Genomic DNA, 15,413 nt, shown 5'->3' on the forward strand with positions numbered 1-15,413 from the left:
GATCAGAAGCCCTTCGGCGGGACGAGCTCGAGGTACAGGGCGGTGAGCACGAGGTTGATCAGGAAGACGAGCACGAAGGAGATGACGACGGCCTGGTTCACCGCGTCACCGACACCCTTCGCACCGGGCGGCGGGTTGAGGCCGCGGAAAGCGGCGACGACACCGGCGACGATGCCGAACAGGAACGCCTTCAGCTCCGACACGACGATGTCGCTGACCTGCGCGATCGCCGAGAAGCTGTTGATGTACGCACCGGGCGACCCGCCCTGGATGATCACGTTGAAGAAGTAGCCGCCCGCGACGCCGACGCAGGTCGCGAGCCCGTTCAGGACCAGCGCGGTGATGCCCATGGCGAGCACCCGCGGCACGACCAGGCGCTGGATCGGTGAGATGCCGAGCACCTCCATCGCCGCGATCTCCTCGCGGATGGTCCGGGCTCCGAGGTCCGCGCAGACCGCGGAGCCACCGGCGCCGGAGATCAGCAGCGCGGTGACGATGGGGGCGGCCTGCTGCACGATCGCGAGGACCGCACCGGCGCCGGTCTGGGACTGGGCGCCGAACTGGCGGGTCAGCTCACCGAGCAGCAGCGCGATCGTCGCGCCGAACGGGATGGTGAACAGGGCGGTCGGCAGCGCCGAGACCTTGGTGACGAACCAGGTCTGCTCGACGAGCTCGCGCCACTGGAACGGCCGGCGCAGTCCCTGGCGGCCGATCTCGGCGAACAGGCCGAAGAACTTGCCGACCGGGGTGAGCGCCCGCGTGACGGGGCTGGGGATGCTCACCGGTCACCGCCGGAGAGCTGGTGACGACCGCCGGGGTCGGGGGTGTCGTCGGTGATGCGCGGGTGGATGTCGGTGGGACGGTCGTCGCTCACCGTCGCGCCGCTGCGGGCCATCTGACGGGTGGTGCCGTCCTGCGACGGACCGCCGCCGGCCTGCGCGTCGCTGTCGGCGTGCTGCTCCCGGATCGCCTCCTGCGCCGACTCCGGCAGCTCGTGCATCATCGCCTCCACCCGCTCCCGACGACGGTGCACCGCCTGCCGGTCGGGCATCCCGGTCGACGCGACGAGCTGCGGCTTCATCGGCGGACGGCCCTCGAGCTCACCGGCCTCCTCCATCTCACGGGCGGCCTGCGCGGCGTCCTTCTCCTCCGACATCCCGATCGGCCCCTCCCGACGCCCGTTCAGGAACTGCGCCACCACCGGCTCGTCGGAGGTCAGCAACACCTCCCGCGGACCGAACATCGACAGATGCTTGCGGTAGAGCAGCCCGATGTTGTCCGGCACCGTCTGCGCCGAGTTGATGTCATGGGTCACGATCAGGAACGTCGAGTCCGTCATCGCGTTCAGATCGATGATCAGCTGGTTCAGATACGCCGTGCGCACCGGGTCCAGACCCGAGTCCGGCTCGTCGAAAAGAATGATCTTCGGATCCAGCACCAACGCCCGCGCCAGCCCCGCCCGCTTACGCATACCACCCGAGATCTCACCCGGCAGCTTGCCCTCGGCACCGACCAGACCGACCATGTCGATCTTCTCCATGACGATGTCCCGGATCGCCGACTCCGACTTACGCGTGTGCTCCCGCAACGGGAACGCGATGTTGTCGAACAGGTTCATCGACCCGAACAACGCACCGTCCTGGAACAGCACCCCGAACAGCTTCCGGATCTCGTACAGCTCGGACTCCGAGCACTTGCACAGGTCGACGCCCTCGATGACGATCGATCCCCGCTCCGGCTTGAGCAGCCCGATCAGGGACTTCAGGAACACCGACTTACCGGTACCCGACGGTCCGAGCAGCACCGACACCTCGCCCGCGGGCAGCGTCAGGGTCACGTCCGACCAGATGTTGGCCCGACCGAAGGACTTCGTCAGCCCCTCGACCTTCACCTCGACACCGGTCACGTGTCGCCTCCTCGCGCAATAGACCGACGAACCGCACCGGGGCCCGGGAACGCTGGGGAGCGGGGGCCAGTGGTCGGTGCTGAACGGCACAACGAGTCTGCGCGTCGGGGGTTACTGGCGGGTCGGCGGGGTCGCCGATCGGTGACCATGCCGTAATCTAAGTTATGGTTACCGTGGGTTACAGATTACCGTGCAATGTTGCGGACCGTGGGTAACAGTGCTCCCGGCCGGGTAGCAGCGCTGGTCCGAACGGCCCGATTGCCGCGGTACGACCGAGTCGGCGACCACGCCCCCACCCGCACGGAGGATCACCCGATCGGCGGCGTCACGTGCGGGGCGTGCGACAGGATGAGGCGCTGGTAGTCGTCGAACAGGGCACGCAGGAGATCCCGGTCGCGGGGGTCGCAGGTCTGCTGGTAGCCGGCCATCAGCGAGATGCCGAAGACGGCGAGCCTGCGGGCGTCGTCCGGGTCGGGCACGACGTCGGCCACCACCTGCTCCAGCGCGATCCGGCGCTGCACGTCCACCCGCGCCTGGGCGCGGCCGACCTCGGGGTCGATCTGCGCCCACGCCCGGATCGCGGCCTCGGCGTCGTGCCGCAGGGCCACCGTGAGCTGCTTGACCACGTCGATCCGCTCGACCGGGTCCGCGGTCGCCCGGGCCAGCTCGACGATCCGGTCGGTCTGCTCGGCCTCCCAGTAGCGCAGCAGGCCACGGACGAAGCCCGCCCAGCCGCCGAAGTGGTGGTAGAACGACCCGCTGGTCACGCCGAGCGACCGGCACAACGGACCGATCTTGAGCCCGGCCGCGCCCTCGCGCGCGAGGATCGACATCGCGGCGTCGTAGTACTGCTCGGCAGCGATCTGCCGACCCGCTCTCCTGGCCACCCGCCCGCCCCCTCTCCACGACCCGTGCCGACCCACCAGGGTGCCACGCCGGACGCGTGTCCGATCAGAAGATCCTGCGCAGCAGGCGTTCGGTCCGCCCGTCGTAGGGCGGGTAGACGATGCCGGGATCGGGCCGGGCCGGCTTGCGCAGCACCGCCCGCCGGTGCGAGAAGGTCTCGAACCCGAACCGCCCGTGGTAGGCGCCGGAACCGCTGCGCCCCACTCCCCCGAAGGGCAGCCGGGGCACCAGCACGTGGAACATCAGGTGGTTGACGACGGTCGCCCCGGCGGGGACCTCGCGGGTGACCCGCTCCGCGGTGCGCGACGAGCCGGTGAACACGTAGGCGGCCAGGGGCTTCGGGCCGGCGTTGACGTGCGCGATCGCGGCGTCGACACCGTCGACGGTCAGCACCGGCAGGATCGGGCCGAAGATCTCCTCGGTCAGCAGCCGGGACCCCGGCCGCGGGTCGAGCACGACCGTCGGCTCCCCGGTGCGGGCCTCCGGGTCGATCGTGCCGCCGGCCACCACGGTGCCCCCGTGGTCGTCGGCGAGCAGGCCCGCGAGCCGCGCCGCCTGCCGGGCGTCGACGATCCGCACGCCCCCGCCCGCGCCGCCGCGCATCCGCGCGGTCTCGGCGACGAGCCGCTCGACCAGCTCGTCGCGGACGGCGGAGTCGACGAGCAGGTAGTCCGGGGCGACGCAGGTCTGGCCGGAGTTCATGAGCTTGGTCCAGGCGATCCGGCGCGCGGCGACCTCGACGTCGGCGTCCGCGGCGACGATCACCGGGCTCTTCCCGCCCAGCTCGAGCGTGACCGGGGTCAGGTGCGGCGCCGCGGCGGCCATCACCTTCGCCCCGACCTCCGGGCTACCGGTGAAGAACGCGTGGTCCAGGCCCTGCGCGAGCAGCTCCTGGGTCTCCCCCGGCCCCCCGGTGACGACGGCGACGGCGTCCGGATCGGTGTAGCGCGGCAGCAGCCGGGCGAGCACCTCGGCGGTCGCGGGCGCGTACTCCGACGGCTTCACCACGGCGCAGTTCCCGGCCGCGAACGCGGCGACCAGCGGCGCGAGCGTGAGGTATGCCGGGTAGTTCCACGGCCCGATGACCAGCACGACCCCGAGCGGCTCGTGCACCCAGCGCGCCGACCCCGGTTGCACCGACAGCGGCAGACCGACCCGGTGCGGGCGCATCCAGCGGCGCAGGTGCCTCCGGGCGTGGCGGGACTCCGCGACGGTCGGGGCCAGGTCGGCCATCCATGCCTCGACGCGGGGACGGCCGAGGTCCGCGGCCAGGGCCGCGACGAACTCGTCCTCGGCCTCGGTGAGCATCCGCTCCAGACCGCCCAGCTGGCGCAGCCGCCAGCTCCGGTCACGGGTCCGGCCACCACGGAACGTGGCGCGCAGCCGGGCCACCTGCTCGGCGACGGACGGCCCGCCGGCGTCCGCTCCCACGGCACCGGTGGGCCCACCGGTCTCGGTCACGCTCATCGGCGGCTCTCCCACGTCGTCGGGGTCGGGTAATTCCCCAGTAACATAATCTACGTTACGTTCCGGGTATAAGGTCACACACTCACGACGACGTGGAGGAACCGTGCCCGGATTCGCCGACGAGGACGAGCTGTACCGCTACATCGGTGGCATCTTCGAGGCCGCACTGGCCGACCCCGAACTGGAGCCCAAGCTCCGCGGCACCGGACTGGTCCTGCGCCAGCAGTGCACCGACCCCGACTCCGCGCTGATCATCGACCTGCCCGGTGCGAAGGTCTGGAAGGGCTCCGACGCCGGCGCCCCCGAGCCGCAGGCCACGATGACCATGTCCACCGAGACCGCGAACGCCTACTGGCAGGGCACCGTCAACCTGACCTTCGCCATGGCCAAGGGCAAGGTGAAGGTCGACGGCACCGTCACCAAGCTCCTGCAGCTCGCGCCGCTGTCCAAGCGCCTGTTCCCGACCTACGTCGAGCGCCTCGAGGCCGACGGCCGCGAGGACCTCCTGATCACCACGTGAGCCGCCGGGTACTGGTGACCGGTGCCGCGTCCGGGATCGGCGCCGAGGTCGCGCGCCGGTTCGTCGACGCCGGCGACGAGGTCGTCTCGCTGGACCTGAAGGACACCTCCGTCGGCGTCGCGCGGCACGTGCACTGCGACCTGTCCGACGTCGCGTCGATCGACGCCGCCGTCGCCGCCCTGGACGGGGAGTTCGACGCCCTCTGCAACGTGGCCGGGGTACCCGGCACCGCGCCCGCGGAGCTCGTGCTGCGGGTGAACCTGCTCGGGCTCCGTCATCTCACCGAGTCGGTCGTCGAACGGATCCGCCCCGGTGGCGCGATCGTGAACGTCGGGTGCGGATGAACGCCGTCTGCCCCGGACCGGTCGAGACACCCGTCCTCGGCGACTTCGAGGAGTCCATGGGCAAGGAGAACCTCGACGCGCTCGCCGCGTTCCTCGGCAGGCACGCGGACCCCGCCGACATCGCCGGACCGGTGCTGTTCCTGGCCGGCCCGGAGTCCGCCTGGATCAACGGGCACGCGCTCGTCGCCGACGGCGGCATCAGCGGTGCCGTGCTGACGGGCATGATCCCCCCACCCGAGATCTGATCCGGTTCCGACGACGTAACCGCGAGGAGGCAACCCCGTGACCACCACGGAGAAGCGCCCGTACGACCCGCTCGACATCTCCACCCAGGCGTTCTGGGCACAGACCCCGGACGCCCGCGAGGTGCAGTTCGCCGAGCTGCGCCGCGAGCGCCCGTTGTCCTGGCACCCGCCGGCCGAGACCGATCTGCTGCCCGACCCGGACGCCCCCGGGTTCTGGGCGCTGGTCACCCACGCCGACATCCAGGCCGTCAGCCGCGACGCCGAGACCTTCGCGTCCGGCCAGCAGTACGGCGGCGTGATGCTGGAGGACGTGCCCGAGGACATGCTGGAGGCCGCGCACTCCATCCTCGCGATGGACGCACCGCGCCACCACCGCCAGCGCAAGGTCATCAGCTCGGTGTTCACCCCGCGCCGGGTCCGGCAGATCGAGGAGCAGATCGCCGAGCAGGCCCGGCTCATCGTCGACGACCTGCTCGCCGGCGACGGCTCGGCGGACTTCGTGACCGCGGTCGCGGCGCGGCTGCCGATGTGGACGATCTCGCAGATGATCGGCATCCCGCCGGAGAAGCGGCAGGAGGTCGCCGACGCCGCCAACGCCATGGTCGGCTGGAACGACCCGGACTACATCGGCGAGGGCGACCCGATGGCGGTGCTGCTCAACGGGCTGATGACGCTGCACACGGCGTCGTTCGAGCTGTCCGCGCTGCGCCGCGAGGACCCCGCCGACGACCTGATGACCGCCCTGGTGCAGGCCGAGGTCGACGGCGACGCGCTGACCGACGAGGAGATCGCGGCGTTCTTCGTCCTGCTCTGCGTCGCGGGCAACGACACCACCCGGCAGACCTCCAGCCACGCGATCCTCGCGCTGGACCGCAACCCCGGGCAGAAGCGGCTGCTGACCGAGGAGTTCGACGACCGGATCAAGCCGGCCGTCGAGGAGTTCGTCCGCTGGGCCAGCCCCGTGCTGACCTTCCGGCGCACCGCGACCCGGGACACCGAGATCCGCGGGCAGAGGATCGCCGAGGGCGAGCGGGTCGTGCTGTTCTACCACTCCGGCAACCGCGACGACGCCGTGTTCGCCGACCCGCACGTCTTCGACATCACCCGGTCCGAGAACCCGCACGTCGGCTTCGGCGGCGGTGGCCCGCACTTCTGCCTGGGCCACCACCTGGCCAAGACCCAGCTGCGGGCGCTGTTCCACCAGCTGCTCACCCGCGTCCCGGACCTGTCGGTCGGCGAGCCGGAGTGGCTGACCGGCAACTTCATCAACGGCATCAAGCGGCTGCCGGTGACCTTCGGGACGGGCACGTGAAGCTCGGTCTGGCACTCGGCTACTGGGGTGCCGGGCCGCCGCCGGGGACCGTGGAGAAGGTCGACGCCGCCGAGGACCTCGGCTTCGACTCGATGTGGACGGCCGAGGCCTACGGCTCGGACGCGTTCACCCCGCTGTCCTGGCTCGGTTCCCGGACCACGCGGATGCGCCTGGGCACCTCGGTCGTGCAGATGTCCGCGCGCACCCCGACCGCGACGGCGATGGCCGCCATGACCCTGGACCACCTGTCCGGCGGCCGGATGGTGCTGGGCATCGGCGCGTCCGGGCCGCAGGTCGTCGAGGGGTGGTACGGGCAGCCGTACCCGAGGCCGCTGGCCCGCACCCGGGAGTACGTGCGGTCCTGCGGGACACGATCGCCCGGGAGAAGGTCGGCTCCGACGGGCCGCACTACCCGATCCCGTACCCGGGCGGCACCGGGCTGGGCAAGCCGCTGCGCTCGACGCTGCACCCGTACCGGACCGACCTGCCGATCCTGCTCGCGGCCGAGGGCCCGAGGAACGTCGCGCTGGCCGCCGAGATCGCCGACGGCTGGCAGCCGCTGTTCTACGCGCCCCGGCACGACGCGCACTACCGTGAGTCCCTCGACGCCGGGTTCGCCGCCCGCGGCGGGCGCCCGGACGGCTTCGAGGTCGTCTGCATGGTGCAGGTCGTCGTCGACGACGTCGTCGAGGCCGCCGCGGACCGGATCCGCCCGTTCCTCGCGCTCTACATCGGCGGGATGGGCGCCAAGGGCGCGAACTTCCACTACGAGGTCTTCGCCCGCATGGGCTACGACGACGAGTGCGCCCGCATCCAGGAGCTCTACCTGGGCGGGGACAAGGACGCGGCCGCGAAGGCCGTCCCGACCTCGATGATCGAGCAGGTGGCCCTGATCGGCCCGAAGGCGAAGATCGCCGAGGAGCTGCCGGTGTTCCGCGACTCGCTGGTCACGACGATGGTCGTCGACGGCAGCCCGGAGCAGCTGCGCACCGTGCGCGAGCTCGTCGACGGCTGACCCGCTCCCCCACGCCGACGGCCCCGGTCCCGCTCGTGCGGGCCGGGGCCGTCGGTGCGCGCCGGGGGCGGTCAGTAGCGGATCAGTCCGCGGATGTTGCGTCCGGAACGCATGTCCTCGTAGCCCTCGTTGACCTGGTCGAGGGTGTACTCCTTGGTGATCAGCTCACGGAGCTTGAGGTGGCCGAGGTTGTGCATCTCCAGCAGCCGCGGGATGTCGAACTGGGCCGCGGAGCTGCCGAACAGCGCGCCGCGGATCTGCTTCTCGTAGAGCGTGAGGTCGAGCAGCGACAGCGACGCCGTCTCCTCCTCGGCCCGGGCCAGCGCCGTGACGACGACCCGGCCGCGCTTGCCGACCAGCTGCAGCGCGGGCTGCAGGTCCTCGCCCATCGCGACGCCCGTGCACAGGACCGCCGCCTCGGCCATCTGCCCGCGGGTCAGCTCGCTGACGATCTCCCAGGCCTCGTCGATGCTCGCGGCGACGTGCGTGGCGCCCAGCTCGCGGGAGCGCTCACGCTTGTGCTCGACCGGGTCGACGGCCACGACGTACCGGCAGCCCGCCGCTCGGGCGCCCTGCACCGCGTTCGCGCCGATGCCGCCGATCCCGATGACCACGGCGGTGTCCCCGGCCCGCAGGTCCGCGGTGCGCACCGAGGAGCCGAAGCCGGTGGTGACGCCGCAGCCGACCAGCGCGGCCAGGTCCAGCGGGAAGCCCTCGTCGATCTTCACGGCGGACTTCACCGGGACCACGGTGTGCCGGGCGAACGTGCCGAGCAGGCACATCTGGCCCAGGTCCTCGCCACGGGCGTGGAACCGGTAGGTGCCGTCGAGCTGCGGGCCGAGGGTGGCGCCGGCGCCGTCGTTGCAGAGGTTCGGCTGGCCCTTGGAGCAGTACGGGCAGCGCCCGCAGGAGGGCAGGAAGGTCATGACGACCGGGTCGCCGACCTCGAGCTCGGTGACGCCCGGGCCGACCTCGATGACCCGGCCCGCGCCCTCGTGGCCGCCGACCATCGGCAGGACCGCGGGTAGGTCACCGGTCACGAGGTGCTCGTCGGAGTGGCACAGCCCCGATGCGGTCAGCTCGACCATGACCTCCCCGGCGTTCGGGGAGTCGAGCTCGACCTCCTCGATCTCCCACTTGCCACCGGGTTCCCACAGCACCGCTGCCGTCGTACGCATGGCGGTCGATCCTGGCCGTGCGGAGACCTCCGGCACAGCCGTCGCCCGCGCCAGCGCTGGCCCCCGGGTGCCAGCGGAGGTCCTCAGGCGCCGGCGAGCGGCAGGGTGAGCCGGGCGACCAGCCCGCCGCCCTCACGCGGGAGCAGGCTCAGCTCACCGTCCATCGCGGACGCGAGCGCCTCGGCGATCCACAGGCCCAGCCCGGCGGTACCGCGGCGCTCCCCCAGCGCGACTCCCTTGGCCGTCACGACGCCCTCCTGACCCGCGGGCAGCCCGGGCCCGCGGTCGCGGACCTCGGCGGTGAGCACGGCGCCGTCGTGGGCCAGGTGCAGCTCCACGACCTCGTCACCGGAGTGCCGGGCGGCGTTCTCGGCCAGGTTGGTGAGCATCCGGCGCAGCCGCTGCGGGTCGCAGTGGACCGCGGCCCCGGCCGGTTCGACGACCGGGTGCCGCCGGTGCGCGGCGATCCCGGCGGCGTCGAGCACGGCGTCGGCCAGCTCGGCGAGCGCGACGCGGCGGGGCCGGTCGCGCCCGAGCGGGCTGCCGTCGGCGACGGCCAGGTCGGCCAGCCCGTCGAGCATGTCCTGGAGGTGGGCGGCGTGGTCGGCGAGCAGCCGCGACGCCCGCCGGGCGGCGTCCCCGCCCAGCCTGCCCGCGGCGAGGTCGGCCGACAGCGCGGTCAGCGAGGCGACCGGGGTCCGGAACTCGTGCAGCACGACGCGGGCCCCGTCCAGCCGGGCCCGGCTCTGGGACACGATCCGGTCCCGCAGCGCGCGCTCGGACAGGTAACGCTCGTGCTCGCTCTCGGCCCGGGCCCGGGTGGTGGCGATGTCGGCGAGCTGGCGTTCCAGCAGGCGCACGAGCACCCCGGTGAGCACCGCCGTCGCGAACAGGAAACCGGTCCACCACAGTCCCGCGACGACCGCGGCGCCGACCGTGACCCCCGGGTCGGAGCCGAGCAGCGCCGCCGCGGTGTAGCCGACGCCGAGACCGAGCGCGACGAGCTGCCCGAGCCGGTGCCCGCCGCGGAGCGCGATCGCGATGACGACCAGCGGCAGCGCGGCCACCATCGGGCTCGCCACCCCGCCGGTGAGTCCGCAGGCGAGCAGGGCGAGCAGACCGTCGATCCCGGTCAGCACGGCCGGCGGGACGGGCAGCCGCCCGCGGAGCACCGAGACGACGCCGAGCGCGGCCGCGTAGACCGCGCTCAGCCCGATCAGGACGGCGGCGACGACCGGCCGGGCTCCGGTGAGGTCCGGCCGGGCCACCAGCAGGCCGACAGCGCCGAGCACGACGCAGATCCTCAGGACGACGGCCTGGCGCTCCTCCCGGGTGCGTTCGGGCAGTTCACCGGCGTGCGCGGTCACGGTCGGGGCCTCTCGGGAGCGGACGGGGTCGGCGGCCACACTAGGCTCGCCGACCATGCCGCCCGTGCCGACAGCACCGCACGTGGTCGTCATCGTCGACGACCACGCCCTGTTCGCACAGGGCCTCGCCCTGCTGCTGGAGTCCCGCGCCGGGGACACCTTCCGGGTCGCGGGCTCGACCACCGCCGGGGAGGACGCCGTCGCGCTGGTCGGGAGGCACCGGGCCGGGATCGCGATCGTCGACCTCGCGCTCCCCCCGCTGGGTGGGGTGGAGACGATCCGCCGGGTCAAGGCCGCCTACCCCGCCACCCGGGTGCTGGCGCTGTCGGGCACCGAGGACCTGGACCTCGCCGCCGCCGCGATGCGCGCCGGCGCCGACGGCTACCTGGGCAAGTCCGCCGACCCGGAGGTGCTCATCGCGCCGCTGCTGTCGATCCTGGCCGGAGTGCGGGTACTGCGTGCGGAGCTGCTCGACGCGCTGCTCGTCGCGGCCGACCGCACCGCCGACGGCCTGCTCGACCGGCTCGGTGAGCGCGACATCGAGCTGTGGACGCTGCTGGCGCGGGGCCTGGAGACCGCCGACATCGCCCGCCCGATGCTGGTCAGCGAGCGCACCGCCAAGCGCATGATCGCCTCCCTGCTGCACAAGCTGGGCGCGGCGAACCGGATCGAGGCGGCCGCGCTGGCGGGGCGCTGCGGGCTGCTCGACGAGCACCCGGCCGGCCGCTGAGGTCCGCGACGGCGCGCCGCACGGCCCGGACGGGCCAAGCCTGGCCCGGTGATCGGCTGCGCGCCCCGGACGGCGCGGGACAGACTCGCGGCGACGTGCCGGGCGGCATCCTGCCCGGCCACATCTCGCGAGGAGGCGCTGATGGCCGTGTTCGCCGACGAGGCCGAGGTCTACGAGTACCTGGGCGGGGTGTTCCGGATCGGGATGGCCGATCCGGACCTGGTGGCGAAGCTGCAGCCGTCCGGGGTCGTCCTGCGGATCACGTACACGAACCCGGACGCCGTCCTGACCGTGGACATGCCGAACTCCGAGATCCACACCGGCGCCGGGCAGGGCCCCGACCCGAACATCGAGCTGTTCATGTCCGCCGACACCGGCAACCGGTTCTGGCTGGGCAAGGTCATCCTCCCGGTCGCGATGGCCAAGGGCGACGTCCGCGCCAAGGGCCCGGTCTCGAAGGTCCTCAAGCTGCTGCCGATCGCCAAGCAGCTCTTCGGCCCGTACAAGGCGAAGCTCGAGGCCGAGGGCCGCGAGGACCTGCTGAAGGCCTGACCACGATCGGGTGAAGACCCCCGGCCGTCCGTCCCGCCACGACGGCGCCCGCCGAGACTGGGGTCGACCCCACCCGACGGAGGCGCCGGCGATGGACAACATCTGGCTGGACGTGCACGCCTGGCAGCCCCTGCGGGGCGTGCTGCACCGGATGACCGAGATCGAGTGCGACGCACCCGACCCGCTGCCCCGCGACTTCGACGAGTGGCACGGCTGGGCCGAGGCCTGCCTGCTGGAGGTCGCGACGCGGGACGGCTGGCAGCACGGCCGCTACGCCTACACGATCCAGGAACGGGACGCGACCGACCATCCCGTCCGTGAGATCGGCAAGGACATCTGGGACTACGAGGAGCCGGCTCGCGAGTCGACCGGCTGAGCACCGGCGCCGGGTCGCTACCGTCGCCGGGAACCGATCGCGCGACGAGGAGGTCCACGGTGACACGGGGCAAGGGTCCGCTGGCCGGACTGAAGGTGATCGAGCTGGCCGGGATCGGGCCGGGGCCGCACGCGGCGATGATCCTGGGCGATCTCGGGGCGGACGTCGTCCGCGTCGACCGGCCGTCGGGCGGGCTGAAGCTCGGGTCCGACGCGGTACCCGACCCGACGGCGCGCGGTCGGCGCTCGGTCACCGCGGACCTGAAGGACCCGGCGGGCCGGGAGACCGTGCTGCGGCTGGTCGAGTCCGCCGACGTCCTCCTGGAGGGCTACCGGCCGGGCGTCACCGAGCGCCTCGGCGTCGGCCCCGAGGACTGCCACGCCCGCAACCCGCGCCTGGTCTACGGGCGGATGACCGGCTGGGGCCAGGACGGCCCGATGGCGCCGCGCGCCGGGCACGACCTGAACTACATCTCGCTGACCGGTGCGCTGCACGCGATCGGCCGCGCCGGGGAGCGTCCGGTCCCGCCCCTGAACCTGGTCGGGGACTTCGGCGGCGGGTCGATGCTGCTCGTCGTCGGCGTGCTGGCCGCGATCTGGGAGGCGAAGGCCTCCGGGCAGGGCCAGGTCGTCGACGCCGCCATGGTCGACGGCGTCAGCGTGCTGAACCAGATGTTCTGGGGCTTCCTGTCCCAGGACGCCTGGGTCGACGAGCGCGACTCGAACCTGCTCGACGGGCACGCCCCGTTCTACGACACCTACACCTGCGCCGACGGCGGGCACATGGCCGTCGGGGCGCTGGAGCCGCAGTTCTACGCCCAGCTCGTCGCCGGCCTGGGGCTCACCGAGGACGAGCTCGGCCCGCAGTACGACCGCGGCGGCTGGCCGGCCATGCGGGCCCGGTTCACCGAGGTGTTCGCCTCCAAGCCCCGCGACGAGTGGGCCGCGGTCTTCGAGGGCACCGACGCCTGCACCACCCCGGTGCTGTCGTTCGCCGAGGCCCGCGAGAACGCGCATCTGACCGCGCGCGGCACCATCGTCACCTCCGACGGCGTGCCCCAGGCCGCCCCGGCACCGCGCTTCTCCCGCACGCTCACCGAGACCGCCGGTCGCGGCACCGGCCCGGAGAGCGTCGAGGACGTCCTGCGCGACTGGGCCTGACCCCGCACACGACGACGCCCCCGGTTCCGCAGGGAACCGGGGGCGTCGTCGGGTCAGGCGCTGATCAGTCGATCAGTCGGTCTCCTCGTCCGCGACCAGCAGGTTGCGGGTGCGGTTCGGGTCCACCGGGATGCCCGGCCCGGTGGTGGTGGAGACGGTGATCTTCTTGACGTAGCGGCCCTTGGCCGCCGACGGCTTGAGCCGCAGGATCTCGTCGTAGGCGGCGCCGTAGTTCTCCACCAGCTTCTCGGTGTCGAACGAGGCCTTGCCGATGACGAGGTGCAGGTTGGCCTGCTTGTCGACCCGGAAGTTGACCTTGCCGCCCTTGATCTCGTTGATGGCCTTCGTGACGTCCGGCGTCACGGTGCCCGTCTTCGGGTTCGGCATCAGGCCACGCGGGCCGAGGATGCGGGCGATGCGGCCGACCTTGGCCATCTGGTCCGGGGTCGCGATGGCGGCGTCGAAGTCGAGCCACCCGCCCTGGATCCGCTCGATGAGGTCCTCGGCGCCCACGGCGTCGGCGCCGGCGGCCTCGGCCTCGGCGGCCTTGTCACCGGTGGCGAACACGATCACCCGGGCGGTCTTGCCGGTACCGTGCGGCAGGTTCACGGTGCCGCGGACCATCTGGTCCGCCTTGCGGGGGTCGACGCCCAGCCGCATCGCGACCTCGACGGTCGCGTCGGTGTTCTTGCTGGACGTCTCCTGGGCCAGCTTCGCCGCCGAGAGCGGCGAGTAGAGGCGGTCCGCGTCGATCTTCGCGGCGGCCTCTCGGTAGGCCTTGCTGCGCTGTGCCATCTGTCCTCGTCTCCTTAGAGAGGTCAGGTCGTGGTCGGAGCCGCGCCCGGCTCTCCCACGCGTACGGGTGGTGTGGGGGGCTCGCTCAGCCGTCGACCGTGATGCCCATCGACCGGGCGGTGCCGGCGATGATCTTGGCGGCCTGGTCGAGGTCGTTCGCGTTCAGGTCGTTCATCTTGACCTGGGCGATCTCCCGGACCTGGGCCATGGTCACGCTGGCGACCTTGGTCTTGTGCGGCTCGCCGGAGCCCTTCTCGACACCGGCCGCCTTGAGCAGGAGCCGCGCCGCGGGCGGGGTCTTCAGCTCGAAGGAGAACGACCGGTCCTCGAAGACCGAGATCTCGACCGGCACGATGTTGCCGCGCTGGGCCTCGGTCGCCGCGTTGTAGGCCTTGCAGAACTCCATGATGTTGACGCCGTGCTGGCCCAGTGCGGGGCCGACCGGCGGGGCCGGCGTCGCTGCGCCTGCCTGGATCTGGAGCTTGATGATCGCGGAGAGCTTCCGCTTCTTGGGGGGCATGTCCGTTCCTCAGTGATCGATGTGCACGCCGCGCGGCCCTGCCATGCCGCGGACGTTCCTCACGGGTGCGATCAGATCTTGGAGACCTGGTTGAACCCGAGCTCGACCGGGGTCTCCCGGCCGAAGATCGAGACCAGCACCTTGAGCTTCTGGGCGTCGACGTTGACCTCGGAGATGCTCGCGGGGAGCGTGGCGAACGGGCCGTCCATGACGGTGACCGACTCGCCGACCTCGAAGTCGACCTCGATGGTGGGGGCGCCGCCGGACGAGCCGGAGCCGCCGCCGGACGCGGTCCTGCCGGCCTCGGCCTCCTTCTTGGGGGCCTCGACCTTCGGCAGCAGGAACTTCACGACCTCGTTGATCGTCAGCGGCGACGGCTTGGACGTCGCGCCGACGAAACCGGTGACGCCCGGCGTGTTCCGCACCGCGCCCCAGGACTGGTCGTTGAGCTCCATCCGCACCAGGATGTAGCCGGGCAGCACCTTGCGCTGGACCTTCTTGCGCTGCCCGTTCTTGATCTCGGTGACCTCCTCGGTGGGCACCTCGACCTGGAAGATGTAGTCCTCGACGTCCAGGGTCTGCGCCCGAGTCTCGAGGTTCGACTTCACCTTGTTCTCGTAGCCCGCGTAGGAGTGGACGACGTACCAGTCGCCGGGCGCGCGACGCAGTGCGGCGCGCAGCTCCTCCTCCGGGTCCACGTCCTCGGCCGGCTCCTCCGCGACGGCGTCGGCACCCTCGGTGTCGGCGTCCCCGGAGTCGGCGTCGTCCGCGTCCCCGGCGGTCGGGACCGTCTCGCCCTCGCCGTCCAGCGTCTCCGCCTCGGCGCCGGGGGTGCTGTCGTCGTCGGCCTCGGTGTAGTCGCCGGAGACGGCGTCCTCACCGTGCGCCGCCTCGACGTCGGCGTCCTGGACGGACTGCTCGGGCAGCGTCTCGTCGGCCGCGTTCTCGGCGACGGCGTCGATCGCGGCCTCGTCGGCCGCCTCGTCGTACGCCTTGCTGTCGGAGGTCACGTCCTACTCG

15 protein-coding genes and 2 pseudogenes are annotated in these 15,413 nt (G+C 72.3%); 8 read left to right on the top strand and 9 right to left on the bottom strand.

Translation table 11 applies throughout. From position 1 onward, the window contains the following. Positions 1-2: 2 nt before the first annotated feature. From ZF1_RS23670 to ZF1_RS23685, 4 genes are all read right to left on the bottom strand, one after another. Positions 3-782, bottom strand: a complete 780-nt coding sequence (locus ZF1_RS23670; protein WP_161152753.1) for an MlaE family ABC transporter permease — start codon at positions 780-782, stop codon at positions 3-5. Next, entirely contained in the window at positions 779-1,906 is a 1,128-nt protein-coding gene (locus ZF1_RS23675; protein WP_179761801.1) for an ATP-binding cassette domain-containing protein, read from the bottom strand. The genes ZF1_RS23670 and ZF1_RS23675 overlap by 4 nt, the downstream gene beginning before the upstream one ends. A 308-nt stretch (positions 1,907-2,214) precedes the next feature. Next, the gene (locus ZF1_RS23680) at positions 2,215-2,793 is read right to left on the bottom strand and encodes a TetR/AcrR family transcriptional regulator (RefSeq protein WP_161152751.1); all 579 of its coding nucleotides are present in this window, start codon (positions 2,791-2,793) and stop codon (positions 2,215-2,217) included. A gap of 64 nt (positions 2,794-2,857) precedes the next feature. Beyond that, positions 2,858-4,279: an aldehyde dehydrogenase family protein gene (locus tag ZF1_RS23685; protein WP_179761800.1), complete on the bottom strand. Its 1,422-nt coding sequence runs from the start codon at positions 4,277-4,279 to the stop codon at positions 2,858-2,860. Between the two features lie 103 nt (positions 4,280-4,382). Here ZF1_RS23685 and ZF1_RS23690 point away from each other — a divergent pair, with 103 nt between their 5' ends. The 4 genes and pseudogenes from ZF1_RS23690 (at position 4,383) to ZF1_RS23705 (ending at position 7,715) form a co-directional block, all read left to right on the top strand. Continuing rightward, positions 4,383-4,799 carry an SCP2 sterol-binding domain-containing protein gene (locus ZF1_RS23690; protein ID WP_179761799.1) on the top strand — a complete coding sequence of 139 codons (417 nt, stop codon included), beginning with the start codon at positions 4,383-4,385 and terminating at the stop codon, positions 4,797-4,799. A 14-nt stretch (positions 4,800-4,813) separates the two neighbouring features. After that, positions 4,814-5,388: pseudogene (locus ZF1_RS23695) on the top strand (SDR family oxidoreductase). Between the two features lie 37 nt (positions 5,389-5,425). After that, on the top strand, positions 5,426-6,700 hold the full coding sequence (locus ZF1_RS23700; protein WP_482638380.1) for a cytochrome P450: 1,275 nt from the start codon (positions 5,426-5,428) through the stop codon (positions 6,698-6,700). Beyond that, a pseudogene (locus ZF1_RS23705) lies at positions 6,697-7,715 on the top strand (LLM class F420-dependent oxidoreductase). The gene ZF1_RS23700 and the pseudogene ZF1_RS23705 overlap by 4 nt, the downstream one beginning before the upstream one ends. 71 nt (positions 7,716-7,786) lie before the next feature. Here ZF1_RS23705 and ZF1_RS23710 read toward each other — a convergent pair. Together ZF1_RS23710 and ZF1_RS23715 are read right to left on the bottom strand one after the other, a co-directional pair. Beyond that, complete coding sequence (locus ZF1_RS23710) at positions 7,787-8,893, bottom strand: NDMA-dependent alcohol dehydrogenase (RefSeq protein WP_073576491.1); 1,107 nt, start codon at positions 8,891-8,893, stop codon at positions 7,787-7,789. An 83-nt stretch (positions 8,894-8,976) separates the two neighbouring features. Continuing rightward, entirely contained in the window at positions 8,977-10,299 is a 1,323-nt protein-coding gene (locus tag ZF1_RS23715) for a sensor histidine kinase (protein WP_482638381.1), read from the bottom strand. Between the two features lie 25 nt (positions 10,300-10,324). Here ZF1_RS23715 and ZF1_RS23720 point away from each other — a divergent pair, with 25 nt between their 5' ends. The 4 genes from ZF1_RS23720 to ZF1_RS23735 all read left to right on the top strand — a co-directional run bounded on the left by ZF1_RS23720 (position 10,325) and on the right by ZF1_RS23735 (position 13,078). Then, on the top strand, positions 10,325-10,990 hold the full coding sequence (locus ZF1_RS23720) for a response regulator (protein ID WP_482638382.1): 666 nt from the start codon (positions 10,325-10,327) through the stop codon (positions 10,988-10,990). A 141-nt stretch (positions 10,991-11,131) separates the two neighbouring features. Then, the gene (locus tag ZF1_RS23725) at positions 11,132-11,542 is read left to right on the top strand and encodes a sterol carrier protein (protein ID WP_062397890.1); all 411 of its coding nucleotides are present in this window, start codon (positions 11,132-11,134) and stop codon (positions 11,540-11,542) included. Positions 11,543-11,633: 91 nt separating this feature from the next. After that, positions 11,634-11,918 (top strand): hypothetical protein, encoded by a 285-nt coding sequence (locus ZF1_RS23730; RefSeq protein WP_073576493.1) that lies wholly within the window; start codon positions 11,634-11,636, stop codon positions 11,916-11,918. Positions 11,919-11,977: 59 nt separating this feature from the next. Then, the gene (locus ZF1_RS23735) at positions 11,978-13,078 is read left to right on the top strand and encodes a CaiB/BaiF CoA transferase family protein (protein WP_482638383.1); all 1,101 of its coding nucleotides are present in this window, start codon (positions 11,978-11,980) and stop codon (positions 13,076-13,078) included. Between the two features lie 72 nt (positions 13,079-13,150). Here the strand turns inward: ZF1_RS23735 and rplA are convergent, their stop codons facing one another. The 3 genes from rplA to nusG form a co-directional block, all read right to left on the bottom strand. Further along, positions 13,151-13,873: a 50S ribosomal protein L1 gene (gene rplA, locus ZF1_RS23740; RefSeq protein ID WP_149665504.1), complete on the bottom strand. Its 723-nt coding sequence runs from the start codon at positions 13,871-13,873 to the stop codon at positions 13,151-13,153. A gap of 85 nt (positions 13,874-13,958) precedes the next feature. Then, on the bottom strand, positions 13,959-14,393 hold the full coding sequence (rplK, locus tag ZF1_RS23745; protein WP_073576496.1) for a 50S ribosomal protein L11: 435 nt from the start codon (positions 14,391-14,393) through the stop codon (positions 13,959-13,961). 71 nt (positions 14,394-14,464) lie between these two features. Next, a complete protein-coding gene (nusG, locus tag ZF1_RS23750) occupies positions 14,465-15,403 on the bottom strand; it encodes a transcription termination/antitermination protein NusG (RefSeq protein ID WP_226367648.1) in 939 nt (312 codons plus the stop codon). Positions 15,404-15,413 lie beyond the last annotated feature (10 nt).

The sequence above is a fragment of the Pseudonocardia sp. ZF1 genome, assembly GCF_056835605.1.